Here is a 19359-nt window from a genome sequence, read left to right on the forward strand (position 1 = left end):
GTATGCATCAAGGGCAACCCGTCCGAAGCCCTCCGATGTTGCCTCAGCCAATGAACACCCATGCAGCTCCCTATACGCCTTAATCTGCGCTACCCCGTTGCTGAGAAATGGCGAAACGGTCTGCCACTCTTCGTCAGTAAGCATCGGAAGCTCCATCTTGCAGCGCCAACAGTAGAGGGTGCGAGGCATAGGTAGGGGTTTAACGAATGAAAGGGACTTCCCCGTCCCAAGCGAGCCGCGAGCTATTGGGCTTGCGGTTTAAGGCAACTGAGTGCCACGATGGAGAGGTCAAACTGTTCATCAACTCACCTGAAAAGGGAAATCATGGCAATCGTAACTGTTGGAATCGATCTCGCCAAGAACGTCTTTGCCGTACACGGCGTCGATGAGTCTGGCAAAGCGATATTGGTACGCCCAACGTCAAACGGGTCGCCTTGCTCGAATTGCTTTCCAGCTTGCCGCCTTGCCTCATTGGCATGGAGGCCTGTTCACGTGACCTCAGCGCCGAGGTGTACGGAGCATCGGAAAGATAGGCGGCGACGTCCCCACCTGAATAGTGCCCAGTAACTCGAACCCCTGCCGTTCATAGAGGGGAATGTTCTTTGGGTTGGAGGACTCCAGGTAGGCCAGCGTGTGGTCGCGGTCGCACGGGAGCAGTGCGTGTTGCATCAACGCCGCGCCGCAGCCTTTGCCCTGGTGAAACGGATCGACCCCGATGAACGGCAAATACCAATGTGGCTCCTGCGGGTGGTAACGCCCCATCTGCTCGAACACCGCCACGCCATCCTTTTGGAACTGCGCGGATCCGGTGCGTTGCAACAGTGCGATCAGCGCGTCTTCATCAGAGTGGACCTCTGGCGGTAGCCACAGTGCTGCCCCAACATAGCCGTCCACGTAATAGGCACTCTGATGGGTGAAGGCTTGGCCCCCGAATACTTTCACGAAGCCCGGAAAATGCTTGAGGTACTGATCTGGATCAGGCCATGTCCAACGCGCCGCGGGGTCCGCACTGAACGCCAGTACCACCGCGGCAATGGCTGAAGCTTCATCCGACTCCGTGGCGGTCTTGATGATGGGGGTTGTCATGGGGTTTGCCTTCGAGCAACCACGACTATGGTTGTCTCCTTGATTGAAGAGTCAGGATGTTAGGTCTCCGGCTGGGCAGGACCTGTAGGACGCCATCGATTCACCAGTACAGATCGATTCAGCGCCCCTGGCGAAGCCGGAATTAAGGGGCCACAGCCGGAGGCCAGGCCGGAACCTTGATAAAGAGGTCCGGCTTGTCCGCTGCTCTCCTTACTTCTTCTCGGCAACCTGCTGCGCCCAGCTGGCCGTGTTGCTCTTCCCGTCAAGGAAGGGCAATACCGTCGGCACCAGGCTGGGCGCAAGAAACAGGTCGTAGTGCGTGAATCCCGGCAAGATCGCCAGCCGGTTCTTGGCCATGTGCTCGCGGCCCCGGCCTGCGTCCTTCAGCCCGCCGCCAGCAGCTGGTGGAACTTCATCGGGGTTTCCTTCACCATGTCAATCATGGCCGCTGGTTCGGCCGTGCAAAGGCGTCTTCAATGCCCCTGATTCACACTTCGACACGTCCAAGCTTCCGGCCGGCCCTAGAATGCTTCGATGTTCCGCAGGCTGGTGTCGCTCCTCTTGATGCTCTCGGTAGGCTGGTCCTCTGTCTCGACGGCCGGTGCCTGCATGTCCTCTGAAGGCGTTGAGGATTTGGGCCACACCGTGATGCATTGGCAGGATTCCGACCATCACCACCATGAAGACGGCACGCTTCATGCGGATGATTCCAATGGCACCGTCCATCACATGCATGCTGACGGAGCGAGCAACGCAGCCGGAATACTGAGCACGCACCGGCTACACATTCCCCAGTTTCCTTCGACTTCACCCGCGATGGCAACTTTGTTGCCGTTTCCGTCGCTGGTACCCAAGGGCCTCCTGCGCCCGCCTAGAACCCAGGCCTGAGTCGGGCTTACGCCCGCGAGCTGCGCCCGTTGCGCTCAGTCGAGCGTCATGTAGGCGAAGCCAATCTGTACGACGATCCAGACGATCGCGCAGGCAGCACAGCCAGCGCTGCGGCCACCGCAATGCGCTTGGTGCAACGATGGCGTGAACCGCTGGATGGATGAATTGCCGGCACTGCCGCTACGTCCCCACGAGCACAAACCCATATAGACCGAGGTCTACCTATTTCCAATGAAATCCAATGAAAAAACGAACACCTTTCACCATTCCCATACTGGCCCTGCTGGCGCTGTGGCTGCCTCTGGCTGCCTCTGCCCATGGCATTTCCGAAGCCGACCAGCAGCACATGCTCGACGGTGGCTACTTCCTGTACATGATGCTGGGCGCCAAGCACATGCTCACCGGCTACGACCACCTGTTGTTCCTGTTCGGTGTCGTGTTCTTCCTGACAGGGTTCAAGGACATCGCCAAATTCGTGACGGCGTTCACCCTGGGCCATTGCATCACCTTGATCGCGGCAACGTACCTCAAGATCACCTGGAACTACTTCCTGGTGGACGCCGTCATCGCGATGAGCGTCATGTACAAGGGCTTCGACAACAACGGCGGCTTCCAGAAGTACTTCGACGCCAAATCACCCAATTTGCTGGGCGCGGTCTTCATCTTCGGCTTGCTGCACGGCTTTGGGCTGTCAACGCGCCTGCAGCAACTGCCGTTAGGAGACGAAGGCGTTGCAATGCTGGGCCGCATCCTGAGCTTCAATGTCGGTGTGGAAGTCGGGCAGATCATGGCGCTCAGCGTGATGGTGGCGGTCCTTGCGCTGTGGCGCAAAGGTCCGTCGTTCAAGCGCTTTGCCTATGCTGCCAATGTGACCCTGATTTACGCGGGCGGGCTGTTGCTGCTGATGCAGCTACACGGTTACTCGCATGACTCGGACCCGAACAGTTTCAGGTTCCCGGCCGAAGAGCACAAACACATCCACCAGGACATGGATATCGACAAGAGCGAAGACCCCACGCGGAACAACCTTTAACCCTTGATAACCCTTGACTCAACCCTTCAGGAGAATTTTCATGAAACACATCCTTATCGCCATCGCTTCCGCCGCTACCTTCGCAGTGGCAACGCCAGTCGCAGCCTCCGAGGGCGGCAGCTGCCATTTCCACGGCAGCAAGCCAGCTGAAGAAAAAACCGTAGTTAGCTGTGCCATGCAGCGCAAGGACGGCCTGGTCGCCAACGGCAAGATCGACGCCGCCTGGAAGGCCATCAAACACGACAAGGTCGAGCAGGTGGACGGCAAGAAGGGTAAAGAGTGGAAGGTGACTTTCAAGGACCCGGCGGCCAAGGACAAGGCCAAAGAGACTCTGTACGTTTTCTTCACCTTGCCCGGCAACTTCATCGCTGCGAACTTCACCGGCAAATAAGGCCAGGCACAGCATGAACGCTCCCGCGCTTCGAGGTGGGGCACTGGCGCTGCTGGCGGCAGCGCTGTTTGGCATCAGCACGCCCTTGGTCCAGTCTTTTGGGGTCGGGCTGGGGCCGTTCACCACGGCGGCCCTCCTTTACGCCGGCGCTGCCGCCATAGGCGCTTTGCTGCGCAAGCCCATCGAGCGCGAAGCCAGGCTCATGGCCTCGGACACACCGCGACTTCTGGCGGTGGCGGCCTTTGGCGCTGTGGTGGGACCAGTCGCTCTGGCCTGGGGACTGCAGCGCACCAGTGGCACCAGCGCATCCCTGATGCTGACCCTGGAAGCGCTGTTCACCGCCGTCCTGGCCTGGCTTCTCTATCGGGAGACGATGGACCGCAGGGTCTGGGCCGCCATGGCGTTGCTCTTGGTGGGTGGCGCCACCCTGGTACTCGACCAGGGCCGTTTCGGCGGAACGCAGCTGGCGGGCCTGGTTGCCGTCCTCGTAGCAACCGCCGCCTGGGGTGCGGACAACACGCTGTCACGGGCCTTGGCTGAGCGCGATCCCGGCCAGGTCGTGATGGCCAAGGCGGCGCTGGGAGCAACAGCCACGGCCATCGCGGCATGGCTCCTTGGGGAACCGCTGCCCCGCCTGTCGGCCGGGCTGGTGCTGCTGGCCGTGGGCGCGACCGGGTATGGCCTGAGCCTGCGCTTCTACCTGCTTGCACAACGGGAGTTCGGAGCCGCAAGGACGGGGTCAGTCTTTGCGTTTGCCCCCTTTATCGGAGCGTTGGTTGCTTTCGGCTTAGGTGACCGCTCAGCCAGCTGGATGATGGCAGGAGGTGGAGTCTTGATGCTGGCAGGCGTGCTTGTTCATCTGCTGGAACGCCATCAGCATGAGCATACGCACCAGGCCATGCAGCATGAGCACGCCCATACGCATGACGATGGGCATCACAACCACGAGCACGAGGTTATGCCAGCCGGGTCTCATAGCCATTCTCACCGCCATCAACCGGCCCGGCATAGCCATGCGCACGTTCCGGATGCGCATCACACACATGATCATCACTAGTGACACGCGCAAACAGCTTCACAACGTCGCTCACTAACGACAATATTGCAATGACCGATAGCCATCACGCCAAGGCCAGGCCGGAGTCTCGATAAAGAGCTCCGGCTTTCCCGCTGCTCTCCTTACCTCTGCCCCGCAACCTGCTGAGCCCAGCTGGCCGTATTGCTCTTCCCCTCGAGGAAGGGCAGCACCGTGGGCGCCAGATTCGGCGCCAGGAACAGGTCGTAGTGCGTGAACCCCGGCAAGATCGCCAGCCGGTTCTTGGCCATGTGCTCCCGGCCCCAGCCTGCGTCCTTCAGCCCACCGCCCAGCAGCTGGTAGAACTTCACGATGTGCTCGGGGCGGTACATGTCGCTGTCGCCAAAGACCAGCATCACCGGCATCGCGAGCTTCTTCACGTCTTCCGAATAGTCATAAGGCTTGCGCATGAAGGCGCCCATCTGGTCTAGCAGCTTCGGGAAATCCTGCGGGCGCGGCGCCACCGCGGCGTAGGACTTGTACATCGGGGTTTCCTTCATCATGTCGGCCATCGCCGCGCCGACTTGCGCCTGCATCGGCAGCATTTCGGGGAAGAAGCCGTCTTGCGCGTAGCCGGCCGACACCAGCACCAGGCGCCGCACGCGCTCAGGGTGTTGCACCGCCAGGCGAAAGCCGACACCCCCGCCCATGGAATAACCCATCACGTCCACCTGCTTGTGGCCGAGCTGCTGGACGATCTGCGCCATGTCATCGCCCATGTCGATGAGGCTGACCGGCCGGTCGGTCAGCGCTGTGCGGCCGTGGCCGTACAGGTCCACACCTATCACTTGGCGCGTTTTGGTGAGCGCGGCCACCATCGGGCCCAGCATGTCGAACTGCCCCAGGCCGCCATGGAGCAACAGCAGCGGCTCGCCCTTGCCGTGGACCTGGTAGTGGTAGTTGACGCCGTTGACGCTGAGGTAGCCGCTCTTGACCGGCTTGCTTTCCTGGGCGTGGGAGGCGGCAGGGAGGAGGGTGGAAAGGGCCACTGCGGCGGTGAGCAGCGTGGCGAAAAAAGTGCGCAGGAACTTCATCGATTTTCTCCTTGAGTTAAGAACAGGCAAACCAGGAAAGACGCCCAATGGGGCTTTCCTGGCTTGCTTTCCCTATCACGACGAACGGAGTTGGCGAATTCGACAGAACCTGGCTACGTAGGCGAATACGTGAACGCCTACGCAGCGGCTTGTGCCGCCTTCATGTCCATCCACACCGGCTCAAACACATGGCCGTCCGGGTCCTGAAAGGCGCGTGAATACATAAAGCCCATGTCCTGCGGTGGGCGAACGTCGGCCTTGCCGCCGGCGGATGCCGCAGCCTGCGTGATGGCGTCCACCTCTTCGCGGCTGTCGCGCGAGAGGGCCAGCAGCACTTCGCAGGTCTGCTGTGCGTCGGCGATGCGCTTGGAGGTAAAGCTCCCGAAAAACTCATGCGTCAGCAGCATGAAGCTGATCGCCTCCGACCAGACCATCATGGCGGCCTGGTCGTTGCTGAACTGCATGTTCTGTTCGCAGCCTATCGCCTTGTAAAAGCGCGTCGATGCGGCAAGGTCCTTTACCGGCAGGTTGACAAAAATCATCTTGGGCATGGTGGTTCTCCTTGGGGTTGGGTTGGCGTTGTGGTGAATGTATTAATCAATCATGAAGCGTCCGCGCGGCGGTACTTGTCGCCCACTTCCGCGCGTATGGGCGCCGTGTCGTAAATGATGGTCATGGTCGCTATCAGGCCCTGCTCATCGAAATCAAAAAGATCGACACAGCGAAAGCTCACATGCGATCCGTCGGCCAGCTCCCACTGGTAGGTAAAACAGACGGTAGCCCGGCGCGAGCCGACCCCGCTGACAAACACCTCTGGGTTCTCAAGCACGCTACGCCGCGTCGCCGCCTTCAGTTGGTCGAAGAAGGCCCCCGCCGGCTGCACGCCCAGGAAGGGCGAGTTCACCATGCCCTGGGGGCTGAACAGCGACACGATGCCGCGCACGTCTCCTTTGGCCAGCAGGGCCAGGTATTTGTTGATGACGTCTATGTAGGCGAGCGCGTTCGAGCTGATAACCATGGTGTGGGGCGTGTGTGGGAAGGAATGAACAGGGCGCCATCGTAGGAGTACCCGCGTATCGGCACCATCGAAAGTTTTTGGGGTCAGCCATGCGTGGCATGCATGCCTGGTACTGGTTGCTATGGGCTGCTGCCGCGGCGGGCCGCCACGATAAACTGCGCGCATGATAGCCACTCCTTCCCACCTCACGTTGCGCGCCTGAGCCATGCAGGCCCTGCCACCCCTGTATGCCTTGCAGGCATTTCTGGCGGCTGCTGATTGCGGCAGCTTCACAGGCGCAGCCACCCGGCTTAACCTGACCCAAGGCGCCGTGAGCAGGCAGGTGCAGTTGCTCGAGGAGTATTACGGTTGCCCGCTGTTCGTGCGCGTAGCCCGCGGCCTAACGCTCACGGCGGAGGGCCAGCAACTGCTGGTGCCAGTGCGCCAAGCCATGACCACATTGGCCGAAGCCAGCGCACGCGTGCGGCGCGGCAGCGATGTCCTCAGAGTGCAGTTTCCGCCGACCATGGCCGTCAGGTGGTTCTTGCCCCGCCTACCGGCATTGCAGGCGGCCCTGCCGGGGCTAGAGATTCGTGTCGCCACCCACTGGACAGACGCACCCGACTTCAGCAGCACCGATGCAGACGTCATCATTGCCCACGGCAAAGGCGGTTGGGCGCAAGTGGTTGAAGTGCCGCTGATGCGCGAGCGTCTGGTGCCCCTGTGCATCCCGCAACTTGCCGCCGGCCTGCGCCAGCCCGCCGACCTGGCGAAAGTCACCCTTTTGCACGCCAGAGCCAACCGCCACGAATGGCAGACCTGGCTGCGCGGCTCCGGCCTGCCCGATCTGCAAGGTACAGGTGAACAACTGTTTGACACGCTGGACATGTGCGTCCAGAGTGCAGAGCGGGGGCAGGGTATTGCCATTGCTGATGCCGCCTTGTTCGCCGATCTGATTGCCTCGGGCAAAGTGGTGAAGCCCTTCGACATCGAGGTCGACAGCGGGAATGCTTATTTCCTTACCTACCCGCCTGAGCGGCGGGAGCAGCGGAATATTCGGCGCTTTGAGGAGTGGCTTTTGTCTGTGTTGCGAGTGTGAGGTTGTTTTGTGTTGTACTGCATTAGCTCATGCCTGATCTACCGCAACAACTTAATCCGCTCCTGAAGCAATAATGCGATAGGAATATTTCTCGCTACTAGCGTACCTGTGATTTCTACTAACGCATCGCGTGCCTGAGTATCTTTTACGAGATCTTGAGAGTTTTGGCTCAAAGCAGTATTGACCAATTCAACGAGCGCCTCTCCGGTGCTATCGCGATACCATTTTTCCAACGAACCGCCTGCCTTTAAGGTCTTGGAAATCCAGGTTAAACCGGAAAGACGTAATGGCGCACCAAACACAGTCGAAAGGAAATAGCAAAACTTAGTGAGAGATTCTTCGTCACGCCTCAAATGAAGTTCTGCCCACTTCTCGTAGATGCCATGCATCCGCGTTGCTGCACCTGAATTCAATTTAAGAAGCGCGTCTGCATTGCCAAAGCCGAGCAAGGCACAAAGCAAACTCTCCGTACGAAACAATAAGCGTTGATTATTCTGATTTTCAGCTCTCTCAAGTGCGTATTCCGCCATTGCTCGCCAGATCTGCTCGAATGCATTTGGGTCCGCCCTCTTCGAGAGACTAAGGAAAAGACTGCTGATGAAATGACCGATCGCATAATGTGCTTCAGGTCCATGCCTCAGAACAGGCTCCCATATCGCCCGCGCTTCTGTCGACGGTGCTGCGATCGAGAATTCAGCTAGTTTTTGAAGTATTTCGTATCCGAGGCTACTAGGGAGGTCGTACTCACCATTCTCTTCTTTAGCCCGCGCTCCGGCTCGCTCTGTTTCATAGGCCCAAAGCCTCATTACGAGTTGACTGTCATCTGACCAATGGCCTGTTCCGGATCCATCAATAAGCCAACTAAACAGTACCTTGAGAAAATCGCCATCGAGACCCATTCCCATCCGACGCTCTGGTTCGGACTGCCAAGTATCTTTGCTTGATTTGAACGCACGCACTCGTCGTTGAAAATCCAGTCGTTCGCATCCTGCGGCAGTACGCGCAATGCGAAGATTCGCTATCGTCACATCTTCACCTCTAAGGGAGAGAGCTCTCAGTCTTGCTAGCCAAACTCCCCAAGTTCGCTCCGCTTGAGCATCGTCGCCGTAGCGAGGTGACAATAAAGTGAGCCCAGACCAAAACACGCCAATTTGAAGTAGCCGCCACCAAGAGGAGCCAAGTTGTTGCCGATGACCATATGCAATCCCGACAATCGAGCCGGCAGCTGCAAAGTTGCCGCTTGTGAAAAGCCGAAGCACTAATGACTCCCACTTGACGACGTCCTCATCGTGCTTCATCCAGAGCTTCATCACTGCATACGCGACGAACTTTAGGTCGTTGGAGTAGTTCCCCATACGAAACTTGCGAATGTCTTCTGATGTGGATGGGGCCTCCGCAGCAGCTGTTTGGATGATCGAGTGCACATGTTCCTGTGCCTCCGGCGTTTGTGCCAACCAACCATCCGCCAGAACAACAAGCGTTGCCGCTAGGGCGAGCTGGCACGTTCTTCTAGGTACATCATCTCCAGCCTCATCAGTTTCGCAGTGCTTCAGAAGGCTGTACATGTCAACGGCCTCGGCTTCTTCTACGGGTCGATTGGCTTGCAGAAGTTTCTCGCAGCGCCCGGGGAGCAAAAAGTATTCGAGAGGCTTTGCGTGCTGACTCTCCCACGCTTGAACTTCTAGTCGAAGATCTTCGGGACAAACAAAACCCGAAACCTGATCTCCCGTTTCAGCATCGATGACTGTTTGGTGGTTATCGCGATTCAATAGTGCGAAGAGCAGCTTGCTCTCCAAACGTTCTTTTGGATCCACCGGGAGAACCCAACTAGGAATTAGTGTCTGAAGTAGCTCTGATAGAGCAACATTGTTAGCGAGTTGTTCAATGACAATATCCTGCAACGTCATCTTCCGGTGTGGAGCGAGAGTCCAAGAACGTGCAATATCAAACAACTCTTCACCACTACGGCTCCAGGTGAAACTATCGAAACTAAAACCAATATTCTTGACGCGATTGGAATCCCAGAAGAATATGTACGGATCCGATAACAATGGAGCCAATACACCCCAGAGAAGTGGCGGACGGTATTTCCCGATATTGACCAATAGACCAATAAAAGCTGCTGACTCACCTTCTTTCAGTATCTGGTTGAGATGTGGCGTGATATCGATGCCAGCATCAAGTTGAAGTACAAGCCAACGTTCTAGTCCGTCAAGCGAGCAAAACAAGCTCCCATGATGATGAGAGTTGGTCTGCGTCCAGTCAAAGACATGCCACGGGCCAGCGAAGACCTTCTCTGTATCATCCGATAGTCGAAGCGTGAGCCCGGGTACAGGTTTTTTTCTGTCGCCCCTACCCACGACTTCCGCGACCCATCTTTCGGTACAGAAATTGACAAGTTCGATAAGCGCTTTAAGAGCTACAGTTGGCGCGATATAAAGAAATGGAAAGAAGGGGCTTTTCCAAAAAATAGTCGGATAGCAATCCGGAAAAAATTCAAGGCCTAGCTCGACTTCGTGCCCGCCTGAACCGCCATCTCGCTCCGGCTTGTTTTCGATAATAAGTGCAAGCAGGACCTCCGACGCTACGCCCGGCCGCGCACGCATCAAAAATTGAATACTATTTTCTTTAAAGCAGGCCGTTCGAAAGTCTCTATCGACTTTGTTACTTGCCCCAAGCGGCCAAGCGGGTAACTTTCGCCGGAAAGACCCAATTACCGGTGAGATTTCTCGCGTTCTCTCATGCCGCTCTTTGTATTTCTGATCAGTGCGCAGACGCTCTTCATGTTGCTCTGCCTGTTGGCGGAGAGTTTTGGCGATTCGTGCGCTAACTCCGTCATCGATCTTTCTTCTGCCAGCGAGCTCCAATGCCCAAGCTCCAATCTCATCTGGTAGATCTTCGGCCCCGGAAAGCGCAGCTGTATAGATCAAAGGGTCATCCATCAAGTACATGACGCCGTGCCCCTTCTCCACCTGAACGGTCCGCGCCATGGCTAAGATCAAATCAGCAAGATCTCGACGAAATGGCATCGGAGTTCCATCGACGAATTGGCGAGGAGTACCGGTTAGCCAAGTTTTGACTATTTTTGCTAGAGGAGAAGAAACCAATCCGTTCAGTTTTTCTCGTTGCGAGATGAGGAATCGGAGAATCGGAGGCCAGCGGCTGATGACGATCGAGCGATGTTGTGCTTCCAGGTATAACGCGAGCGATGACGTGTTATCGGCTAGGCCACCACTCGGAACGGTACCGATATGGTGAAATCGAATCAGCAGCTTAGTGAAATGTACTGCGCCGTTCGTCAAAAGCAGGTCGATGCGCTCTGTCAGAAACCGTTCAGCCCCAGGATCAAGGCAGAGTGCATCGAGCAAAATGTCTCCCGCCAAGGTATACCCAGACCTCTCCGCTGCTCTAAATGCATCATCCCATGCCGTTCCATGCCCCGCGGCCTGGCGAAGCAGGAATTGGCCTAGCATTCGTAGCGCATTAGTCCAAAGAGGATTCTCAGCAAATGCCGCCCATTGAGCGGTGTCAGTCCAGCCCTGTTTGAGAAACTGAAAGCGTGCCCAATCGGCCGCTAGATCGTGTTCGAATTCGATACGGTTGGTTCGCTGATTTAAATAAAGTGGTAGCTTGTCCGGCCATGGCGTTAGCGTCGCGGCGTCAGCCGCATCCAGTTCGGTTAGCGCAAAGCTTCTTTCGAAGGATGCTTCGCGTTTTGCAAGGCGCATCATGAGCGCCTTTAAGTCGATGCGATTAGCCGTCCAGTATGTCCAGAGTTGATCTGCAATCGCTGTGTGAGAGGTTAGGCCATTTTCGCTAGAGCCCAGAGCAGTGCCGGCCTTAGCCACCCAGGCTAGTGTCCGTAGATTCCCGAGAGCAGCGACCGTTTCGTCATGTCCCGTCAACCAAGCGAGTGAGGGCGACGCCCCTAACGCTGATTTCACATCTAAACTTGTTAAAGATCCCACTTCCACCTGTGTCGCCCGGTGAGCGCCGAACATGGCCTCGACGCCTGAGACCCCACTCTGGGCCTGCGTGCTGAAGACAATCCGCCAAGTCGAGCCATCGAGTTGCCCGGGTGAACCTAGAATCGAACTGAGAAGTTGGCGAATCGCTCCGGACTCCGCTGGATCGATATGTTCAGCGGAGTCGATCACGAGGATATTCTTCAGATTCGCTGCTGCATTGAGAGTTCGCGCGAGTTCATGTTTAAGGGGCAGCGTGCCTCGACGCACTGCACTGAGTGCGGTTTTCAGTTCTTCGGGTCCGAACCAAACTTGCGTCCATGCTCCGAATCGGGAGTCGAGCACGGTTTTCAGGAGTGCGGATTTCCCAGATCCTGAATCCCCAAATACCACGGTGAGTAATGTCTCCGAAATCGCAGTTTCGAGCTTCGATGTCTCTTTAGTCCGTGGGATGCTGTAACCCGATGGAAGCTTTGTTTCTATGCGAGCTTTGTAATCGGATGTGATGGAAATGAGTGTTTCCCAATCACGCTCGAAGTCTAGATGTAGTCGAAGTTCGAACTTGGTACGGAGCAGCGACCAGAGTTCTTGCAGGGTTCTGGTACCTCTTCGGATCCGTACCTCACTCGCCGCATTGACGAGCTCTTTCCACAGCAGTTGTGCCTCAGTCGCGGCTCCACTCCTCAGAAGTTGTCGGCATTGCGCAATTGACTGCATCTCAGTCTCAGAGTATGCGAATTGCAGATCCACGGGCAAAACATGCAGTCGACGAATGAGTTCAATTGTCTTTTCGTCAGATGCAGCGGGAACGCTTTTGTCGGGATGTTTCACGCTGTCAAATATCTTTGACTGATTAGTGTTGCCGCGAATTCGGTTTAAGGCGAGTGCTACATCGGAACCGCTACAAGCGTTCTTCACTTCTCTCCAATTCGGATGAAAAACGTCGTGCGTGCCAAGCGTTATCAGGGCTAGACCATCACCATCTGACTGCATTGGGCCCTTTGAATCTAGCAGCTGAGTCCATGCGCGTGTCACGAAATCTGCTGGAAGGCCCGAACCACTGACCTGTAGATTGCCTTTCGCTGAGATGGCAAGGTGTCCAGTTCTTCCAGACTGCTCTTCGGTCGTCAGGAGCAGATCATCAATGCGCCAACCTAGGCTGGAAACTTGTGCCTGAATTTGGACGCCGGTACCGCCGATTGCGGGGATTTGTTCACCCGTGAGCATCTTCACGCTAAGCCAGGCACTGATCAAATCTTCAAATTCAAACCCTGCGCCACTCGTTGATCTTAGGGTCGCAGGCGTTCGTTTTGTACCCTTTGATTTATTCTGCATTTTGGCTGGTCCGGATTTGTTCAAGAGAGGCTAACACCTATCGTTCCAGTCGCGTATATGCGTGAGTTGGTGCTGTAGTCACTACCGACCCGTAAACCCAACCGGCAAAACCGGCGGCCCCGACCGGTACATATCCACGTAAATCGTGATCTTCTTGCTGCCTCCGTCAACCTGAATGTCGTAAACATCCAGCAGTCCGCCACCTGAGGGGAGCCCGCCACCCGTCGGGATCGATTTGTCCTGGTATTCGCAGCAGGCGCCTCGGCGTTCATAGGTCACGGGCTCGCCTTTGGGTCCGCGCAGTGAGTTGAGGTAGAGGTGGTGAAAGCTCTTGTCTCTTGGGCCTGTCTTGATGGGTTTGGCGGCTGAGTAGCCGAAGGCCGGGTCGGTGGAGACTGGCAGCTTGACTATCCGGAAGTAGGGCGCTGTCGAATCTGATCGGCCGTTGGGGACGCCTTTTCCTCCTTGTCGTAAGGAGGAAACAATCACGGGTTCCGGATTGCTTGCACCTGTGCCGGGCTGGGTGGTCTGGCACCCGGCGAGGATTGCGGCGGTCAAGGCAAGGATGGCCAGGTGTGACGTGCGGGAAATCGGCGCGTTCATATAAGAGAGCCCTCGTTCTTTTTGATTTGATAGGGGAGCGCTGAACAGGCGCTGTAGCCTCCCCGCAGATGCCGGCCTCCACCGGTACCCCACAGCATAGCGCCCACCCCACATACGCCACCCGGCGTATTCCCCAATCCCCCTCCGGTCCCCAGAATCGGTTCATCGCTGTGTAAAAGCCTTGGGTTCCCCAGGGTTTGGCGCAGCGAAACGCGACTCACACACCTATCTACCGGAGCGAGGATTCACATGCAACAACGTCGATTTACCCTCAAGGCGATGACCGCCGCCGTCGCACTGGCTGGCCTTGGCGCCATGCCTGCTGCTTTTGCCCAGGCGGGCGGCACCATCAAGGTTGGCATCCTGCACAGCCTGTCGGGCACCATGGCCATCTCTGAAACCGTGTTGAAAGACACCGTGCTGATGGCGATTGAAGAGATCAACGCCAAGGGCGGCGTGATGGGCAAAAAGCTCGAGCCCGTGATTGTTGACCCGGCCTCCAACTGGCCCCTGTTTGCTGAAAAGACCAAACAGCTGCTCGGCCAAGACAAGGTCTCCGTGATTTTCGGCTGCTGGACGTCGGTGTCCCGCAAGTCGGTGCTGCCAGTGGTTGAAGAAATGAACGGCCTGCTGTTCTACCCCGTGCAGTACGAAGGTGAAGAGCTGTCCAAGAACGTGTTCTACACGGGCGCGGCGCCTAACCAGCAGGCTATTCCTGCAGTCGATTATTTGATGAGCAAAGCCGGCGGTGGTGCCAAGCGCTGGGTTCTGCTGGGCACTGACTATGTGTACCCACGCACCACCAACAAAATTCTGCGCGCATACCTCAAGAGCAAGGGCGTGAAAGACACCGACATCGACGAGAAATACACCCCCTTCGGCCATAGCGATTACCAAACCATCGTGGCTGACGTGAAGAAATTCTCGCAAGGCGGCAAGACGGCTGTGGTGTCCACCATCAACGGTGACTCCAACGTGCCTTTCTACAAAGAGCTGGGCAATGCCGGCCTGAAGGCCAAAGACGTGCCAGTGGTTGCCTTCTCCGTGGGTGAAGAAGAGCTGCGCGGCGTGGACACCAAGCCCCTGGTCGGTCACCTGGCTGCCTGGAACTACTTCCAGTCGATCAAGAGCCCGGCCAACACCGAGTTCATCAAGAAGTGGTCTGCCTATGCCAAAGCCAAGAAGCTCCCTGGCTCTGACAAGCCTCTGACCAACGACCCGATGGAAGCCACCTACATCGGCATCAACATGTGGAAGCAGGCTGTTGAAAAGGCCAAGTCCACCGACACCGACAAAGTGATCGCCGCCATGGCCGGCCAGACCTTCAACGCGCCTTCCGGCATCGTGAGCAAAATGGATGAGAAGAACCATCACCTGCACAAGTCGGTTTTCATCGGCGAAATCAAGGCTGACGGTCAGTTCAATGTGGTGTGGAAGACGCCTGGCCCTGTGAAGGCCAAGCCATGGTCTCCGTACATTGAAGGCAACGACAAGAAGCCTGATGAGCCGGTGAAGAAGTAAGAAGCTACTGCGCGAGCCAATCTGGGCTTTGCGGTGCTCACCGTACTGATGTACGGTTCCGCGCCGCAGAACCCACCTTGGCCCGCTCGCTACGCCTCTTCCAATCTTGACGCCGTTTGGCGTCTACGGTCCGGTACTTGCTCTTAGGTAAGCAAGGCCGGTATCCTTTCAGGAGGTTGCAGTCTGGGCGCTCCACGCTTTTGCTGAGCGTGCTGCGCCCAACCTACAGGTTCTTTCCCCCTTATGCTCCGTCACCCACTTCACCGCTTCCTCCTTCTTGCTACGCTTTTGATAGCTGCTAGCGCCCATGCTTTGAGCCCTGAGGAGGTAAAAGGCATGGCAATTGGAGAGACGGAGGCCCGTGTGGAGGCGCTGGGCAAGGCTGCCGCCACGGCAGATGACAAGACGGCTGCGTTCATCCAGGCGCTGTCTGATGACGCAGTGAAGACCAAGGGCGACAAGGTGTTTGTGGTCAAGGACGACAAAGCCTTTGACCCCATCACCGGCGCCGAAGTGCCTTTGCCGGCCGATGCCGAAGACGTGATCAACCCCAACCTGATGCGCAGCGAGCTCGACAACGCGCTGGCGGCGCTGAAGCTGTTTTCCAAAGACGAGGCACAGCGGCGTGACGCCATCAAGACGCTGGGCGGCGACACCGAGGAAGCGCGGCTTCCGCTGATCGAAAAAGCCTACGCGGCAGAGACGGTGCCAGAGCTGAAGAGCCAGCTGGAGCTGATGCGCGCCGCCATCATGCTGGGCAGCACGGACAAAGCCAAGCGCCTGGAGGCAGCGTCACTGCTGTCTGCCAGCAAGAACCCCAATACCAAGACGGTGCTGATTGAGCGCCTTGGCACCGAGGCCGATGCCGACGTGAAGGTGGCGCTGCAGGCTGCGTTGGCCAAGGTAGATGCTTCGCTGGAGTGGGGCAACCGGCTGGGCGCGATTTTCAGCGGCATCAGCCTGGGCAGTATCTTGCTGCTGGTGGCGTTGGGGTTGGCGATCACTTACGGGCTGATGGGCGTCATCAATATGGCGCATGGCGAGCTGATGATGATTGGCGCCTATGCCACGTATGTGGTGCAGGGCGTGTTCCAGAAATACTTTCCCGGCGCCTTTGACTGGTATCTGCTGGCCGCGGTGCCGGTGGCCTTTATGGCTTCAGCGCTGATGGGCGCGGCGCTGGAGCGCAGCGTGATCCGCTTCCTCTACGGCCGCCCGCTGGAGACCTTGCTCGCCACCTGGGGCATCAGCCTGATGCTGCAGCAGCTGGTGCGCTCCATCTTCGGTGCGCAAAACGTCGGTGTTGAAAACCCGGTATGGATGAGCGGCGGTGTGCAGGTGCTGGGCAACTTGTCTTTGCCGTACAACCGGCTGGTCATCATTGTGTTTGCCGTTGCAGTGTTGCTGGGCGTGGCGTGGCTGATCAGCAAGACGCGCCTGGGCCTCTTTGTGCGCGGCGTCACGCAAAACCGGCCGATTGCTTCCTGCATGGGCGTGAACACGGCACGGGTCGATACCTATGCGTTCGCGCTGGGCTCCGGTATTGCGGGCCTGGCCGGTTGCGCGCTGAGCCAGGTGGGCAATGTGGGGCCTGATCTGGGCCAGGGCTACATCGTCGATTCATTCATGGTGGTGGTGCTGGGCGGCGTGGGCCAGCTGGCGGGCACGGTGTATGCCGCGCTGGGCCTGGGCATCCTCAACAAATTCCTCGAAGGCTGGACGGGCGCCGTGCTGGCCAAGATCGCCGTGCTGGTCTTCATCATCATCTTCATCCAGAAGCGGCCGCAAGGCATCTTCGCGATGAAGGGTAGATCGGCGGAGGCTTGAGCATGAGCACCTCCACCCATTCCCCCATGGCTACCCCCAATACCGCGGCCTCCCACGTGCAGCTTCCCTCCAAAGGCCCGCTGCTGACGCGCGGCGGCTGGAGCGCCTTCATGATGGCGCTGATCGCCGTCTGCGCCATCGCGCCCATCCTGAACCTGTGGGTGCCCGAGGGCAGCATCTTCCACATGAGCACCTACGCCGTGGCGCTGCTCGGCAAGATCATGTGCTACGCCATCTGCGCATTGGCCATGGATTTGATCTGGGGTTACACCGGCATCCTCTCGCTGGGACATGGCGTGTTCTTTGCGCTGGGCGGCTACGTCATGGGCATGTACCTGATGCGCCAGATCGGCCGTGACGGCAACTACAAAAGTGACTTGCCGGACTTCATGGTGTTTCTTGACTGGAAGGTACTGCCCTGGCACTGGACGTTTAGCGACAGTTTTGTGGCGACGCTGTTCCTCATTGTGGCGGTGCCCGGCATTGTGGCCTTTGTGTTTGGCTTCTTTGCCTTCCGCTCGCGCATCAAGGGCGTGTACTTTTCCATCATCACCCAGGCCATGACGTTTGCGGCCATGCTGCTGTTCTTTCGCAACGAGACAGGCTTTGGCGGCAACAACGGATTCACCGACTTCAAGCGCATTCTCGGCATCCCGCTGGCCACACCTTCGATGCGCATGACGTTGTTCGTCATGACGGGCCTGACGCTGCTGGGATTCTTCCTGTTTGCCAAATGGCTGGTCGGCAGCAAGTTTGGCCGCGTGCTGCAGGCCATTCGTGATGCGGAAACGCGCGTCATGTTCTCGGGCTACAACCCGCTGGGCTACAAGCTCACCATCTGGGTCATCTCGGCCATCATGTGCGGCGTGGCCGGTGCTTTGTATGTGCCGCAGGTCGGCATCATCAACCCTGGTGAAATGAGCCCTGCCAATTCAATCGAAATCGCCATCTGGGCCGCAGTGGGCGGGCGCGCCAGCCTGATCGGGCCGATTGTGGGCGCCTTCATCGTCAACGGCGCCAAGAGCTGGCTCACGGTGGCGTATCCGGAGTTCTGGTTGTACTTTCTGGGCGCCTTGTTTATCGGCGTCACGCTCTTCCTGCCGGATGGGGTGGTGGGCCTGGTCAAGAAGCTTCGCAAAGGCGGTGCCAAATGACGCCCGATCTGTTGGAGCAAGGCGCACGCCGCGTGGAGGAGCGCCTCGCCGCGCTGCAAGCCGGCAAGAGCAACACGGAATCCGGCGGCCGCAGCGCCAGCGGCAGCCGCATTGCCAACCCGCACGGTGAAGTGGACGTTACGCACGGCCGCATCCTGTACCTGGAAGATGTGAGCGTCAGCTTCGACGGCTTCAAGGCCATCAACAAGCTGAGCCTGGACATCGCCCCCGGCGAGCTGCGCTGCATCATCGGCCCCAATGGCGCCGGCAAGACGACCATGATGGACATCATCACCGGCAAGACCCGGCCTGATGAAGGCACGGTGTTTTTCGGCAGCACGATTGACCTGCTGCGCCACAAGGAAGCCGAAATCGCCCAGCTGGGCATTGGCCGCAAGTTCCAGAAGCCCACGGTGTTTGAGCAGCTGACGGTGTTTGAAAACCTGGAGCTGGCGCTGAAGACCAACAAGGGCGTGAAGCACTCGATGTTCTTCAAGCTCGACTCGGCCCAGAGCGACCGCCTGGCCGAGATCCTGGTGACGATTCATCTGGCTGATAGCGTGGGCCGCATGGCCGGCAACCTGAGCCATGGGCAAAAACAATGGCTGGAGATCGGCATGCTGCTGATGCAGGACCCGAAGCTGTTGTTGCTTGACGAGCCGGTGGCTGGCATGACCGATGAAGAGACGGCCCGCACGGCGGAGCTGTTTTTGACGCTCAAGGGGCAGCATTCGCTGATGGTGGTGGAGCACGATATGAGCTTTATCAAAACGATTTCGGAGATCGTCACCGTGTTGTGTGATGGGTCTGTGTTGGCGCAGGGGACGCTGGATCAGGTTCAGGCCGATGAGCGGGTGATTGAGGTGTACCTTGGCCGGTGAAGTTTTCTCTTCGCCGGTGCTGGCTCCGGCGTTGTGCTCTCGTCTGCGGATTGCTGGCCGGGGGTTGCCCGGCGGCAACTCACTTTTCTTTTGCGTCGCCAAAAGAAAAGTAAGCAAAAGAAAAGGCGACCCTGCTGTCTGCGACCCCTTCGCTGCGCTACGGGGCAACCTGCGGTGCTCGGTTCAGGCGGGGTCTCGCTCGAACTCGCTCCGCTGCGCTGCACTCAGACAATCGCGATCCCTGATCCGCCTGAACCTCCGCTCCTCGGCGCATACAGAAGGGGTGGGGGAGGAATACCAAACACCAGAAGAACCAAGGACACGCCATGGCGTGTCCTTGTCGGTATTGGTTTGCGGTATTTCTGAATTCGGTACCCGAATTCGGACTTCCCCGTCCTGGCTGGGCCGAGGAGCGCAGAGGCAAGCGGATCAGGGATCGCGATTGTCTGAGCCGAAGGCGAGTTCGAGCG

The 19359-nt window shown here is 58.0% G+C and carries 16 protein-coding genes and 1 pseudogene; 10 read left to right on the plus strand and 7 right to left on the minus strand.

Annotation, left to right across the window (positions count from 1 at the left end):
* Positions 1–324: 324 nt before the first annotated feature.
* Positions 325–491: pseudogene (locus ACQ4MS_RS14965) on the plus strand (IS110 family transposase); the annotation flags it as partial.
* Between the two features lie 7 nt (positions 492–498).
* Here ACQ4MS_RS14965 and ACQ4MS_RS14970 read toward each other — a convergent pair.
* Entirely contained in the window at positions 499–1086 is a 588-nt protein-coding gene (locus ACQ4MS_RS14970) for a GNAT family N-acetyltransferase (RefSeq protein WP_431095423.1), read from the minus strand.
* Between the two features lie 210 nt (positions 1087–1296).
* Entirely contained in the window at positions 1297–1443 is a 147-nt protein-coding gene (locus ACQ4MS_RS14975; RefSeq protein ID WP_431095424.1) for a hypothetical protein, read from the minus strand.
* A gap of 252 nt (positions 1444–1695) precedes the next feature.
* Between ACQ4MS_RS14975 and ACQ4MS_RS14980 the strand changes: the two genes are divergently transcribed.
* The 4 genes from ACQ4MS_RS14980 to ACQ4MS_RS14995 all read left to right on the plus strand — a co-directional run bounded on the left by ACQ4MS_RS14980 (position 1696) and on the right by ACQ4MS_RS14995 (position 4455).
* Positions 1696–1974 (plus strand): hypothetical protein, encoded by a 279-nt coding sequence (locus ACQ4MS_RS14980; RefSeq protein ID WP_431095425.1) that lies wholly within the window; start codon positions 1696–1698, stop codon positions 1972–1974.
* 241 nt (positions 1975–2215) lie between these two features.
* On the plus strand, positions 2216–3007 hold the full coding sequence (locus ACQ4MS_RS14985) for a HupE/UreJ family protein (RefSeq protein ID WP_431095426.1): 792 nt from the start codon (positions 2216–2218) through the stop codon (positions 3005–3007).
* Positions 3008–3047: 40 nt separating this feature from the next.
* On the plus strand, positions 3048–3398 hold the full coding sequence (locus ACQ4MS_RS14990; protein ID WP_431095427.1) for a DUF6488 family protein: 351 nt from the start codon (positions 3048–3050) through the stop codon (positions 3396–3398).
* A gap of 13 nt (positions 3399–3411) precedes the next feature.
* Positions 3412–4455 carry an EamA family transporter gene (locus ACQ4MS_RS14995; protein ID WP_431095428.1) on the plus strand — a complete coding sequence of 348 codons (1044 nt, stop codon included), beginning with the start codon at positions 3412–3414 and terminating at the stop codon, positions 4453–4455.
* A 122-nt stretch (positions 4456–4577) separates the two neighbouring features.
* Here ACQ4MS_RS14995 and ACQ4MS_RS15000 read toward each other — a convergent pair whose 3' ends face one another.
* The 3 genes from ACQ4MS_RS15000 to ACQ4MS_RS15010 all read right to left on the minus strand — a co-directional run bounded on the left by ACQ4MS_RS15000 (position 4578) and on the right by ACQ4MS_RS15010 (position 6525).
* Positions 4578–5507 carry an alpha/beta fold hydrolase gene (locus ACQ4MS_RS15000; RefSeq protein WP_431095429.1) on the minus strand — a complete coding sequence of 310 codons (930 nt, stop codon included), beginning with the start codon at positions 5505–5507 and terminating at the stop codon, positions 4578–4580.
* Positions 5508–5644: 137 nt separating this feature from the next.
* Positions 5645–6058: a VOC family protein gene (locus ACQ4MS_RS15005; RefSeq protein WP_431095430.1), complete on the minus strand. Its 414-nt coding sequence runs from the start codon at positions 6056–6058 to the stop codon at positions 5645–5647.
* Positions 6059–6108: 50 nt separating this feature from the next.
* Entirely contained in the window at positions 6109–6525 is a 417-nt protein-coding gene (locus ACQ4MS_RS15010) for a nuclear transport factor 2 family protein (protein WP_431095431.1), read from the minus strand.
* Positions 6526–6730: 205 nt separating this feature from the next.
* Here ACQ4MS_RS15010 and ACQ4MS_RS15015 point away from each other — a divergent pair, with 205 nt between their 5' ends.
* A complete protein-coding gene (locus ACQ4MS_RS15015; RefSeq protein WP_431095432.1) occupies positions 6731–7603 on the plus strand; it encodes a LysR substrate-binding domain-containing protein in 873 nt (290 codons plus the stop codon).
* A gap of 38 nt (positions 7604–7641) precedes the next feature.
* On the opposite strand, the gene ACQ4MS_RS15020 is transcribed toward ACQ4MS_RS15015, so the two are convergent.
* Both ACQ4MS_RS15020 and ACQ4MS_RS15025 read right to left on the minus strand, forming a co-directional pair.
* Positions 7642–12903 (minus strand): hypothetical protein, encoded by a 5262-nt coding sequence (locus ACQ4MS_RS15020; RefSeq protein WP_431095433.1) that lies wholly within the window; start codon positions 12901–12903, stop codon positions 7642–7644.
* Positions 12904–12984: 81 nt separating this feature from the next.
* Positions 12985–13506 (minus strand): hypothetical protein, encoded by a 522-nt coding sequence (locus ACQ4MS_RS15025; protein WP_431095434.1) that lies wholly within the window; start codon positions 13504–13506, stop codon positions 12985–12987.
* A 249-nt stretch (positions 13507–13755) separates the two neighbouring features.
* Here ACQ4MS_RS15025 and urtA point away from each other — a divergent pair, with 249 nt between their 5' ends.
* The 4 genes from urtA to urtD all read left to right on the plus strand — a co-directional run bounded on the left by urtA (position 13756) and on the right by urtD (position 18889).
* Positions 13756–15027, plus strand: coding sequence for an urea ABC transporter substrate-binding protein (urtA, locus tag ACQ4MS_RS15030; protein WP_431095435.1), 1272 nt, complete (start codon positions 13756–13758; stop codon positions 15025–15027).
* 243 nt (positions 15028–15270) lie between these two features.
* Positions 15271–16854: an urea ABC transporter permease subunit UrtB gene (urtB, locus tag ACQ4MS_RS15035; protein WP_431095436.1), complete on the plus strand. Its 1584-nt coding sequence runs from the start codon at positions 15271–15273 to the stop codon at positions 16852–16854.
* A 2-nt stretch (positions 16855–16856) separates the two neighbouring features.
* Positions 16857–18008 carry an urea ABC transporter permease subunit UrtC gene (urtC, locus tag ACQ4MS_RS15040; RefSeq protein ID WP_431095437.1) on the plus strand — a complete coding sequence of 384 codons (1152 nt, stop codon included), beginning with the start codon at positions 16857–16859 and terminating at the stop codon, positions 18006–18008.
* Positions 18005–18889 carry an urea ABC transporter ATP-binding protein UrtD gene (gene urtD, locus ACQ4MS_RS15045; RefSeq protein ID WP_431095438.1) on the plus strand — a complete coding sequence of 295 codons (885 nt, stop codon included), beginning with the start codon at positions 18005–18007 and terminating at the stop codon, positions 18887–18889. Before urtC ends, urtD begins: the two co-directional genes overlap by 4 nt.
* The last annotated feature ends 470 nt before the right edge of the window (positions 18890–19359 follow it).

Origin of the sequence: Polaromonas aquatica (assembly GCF_050626995.1) — a bacterium.
GTDB lineage: Bacteria > Pseudomonadota > Gammaproteobacteria > Burkholderiales > Burkholderiaceae_C > Polaromonas > Polaromonas aquatica_A.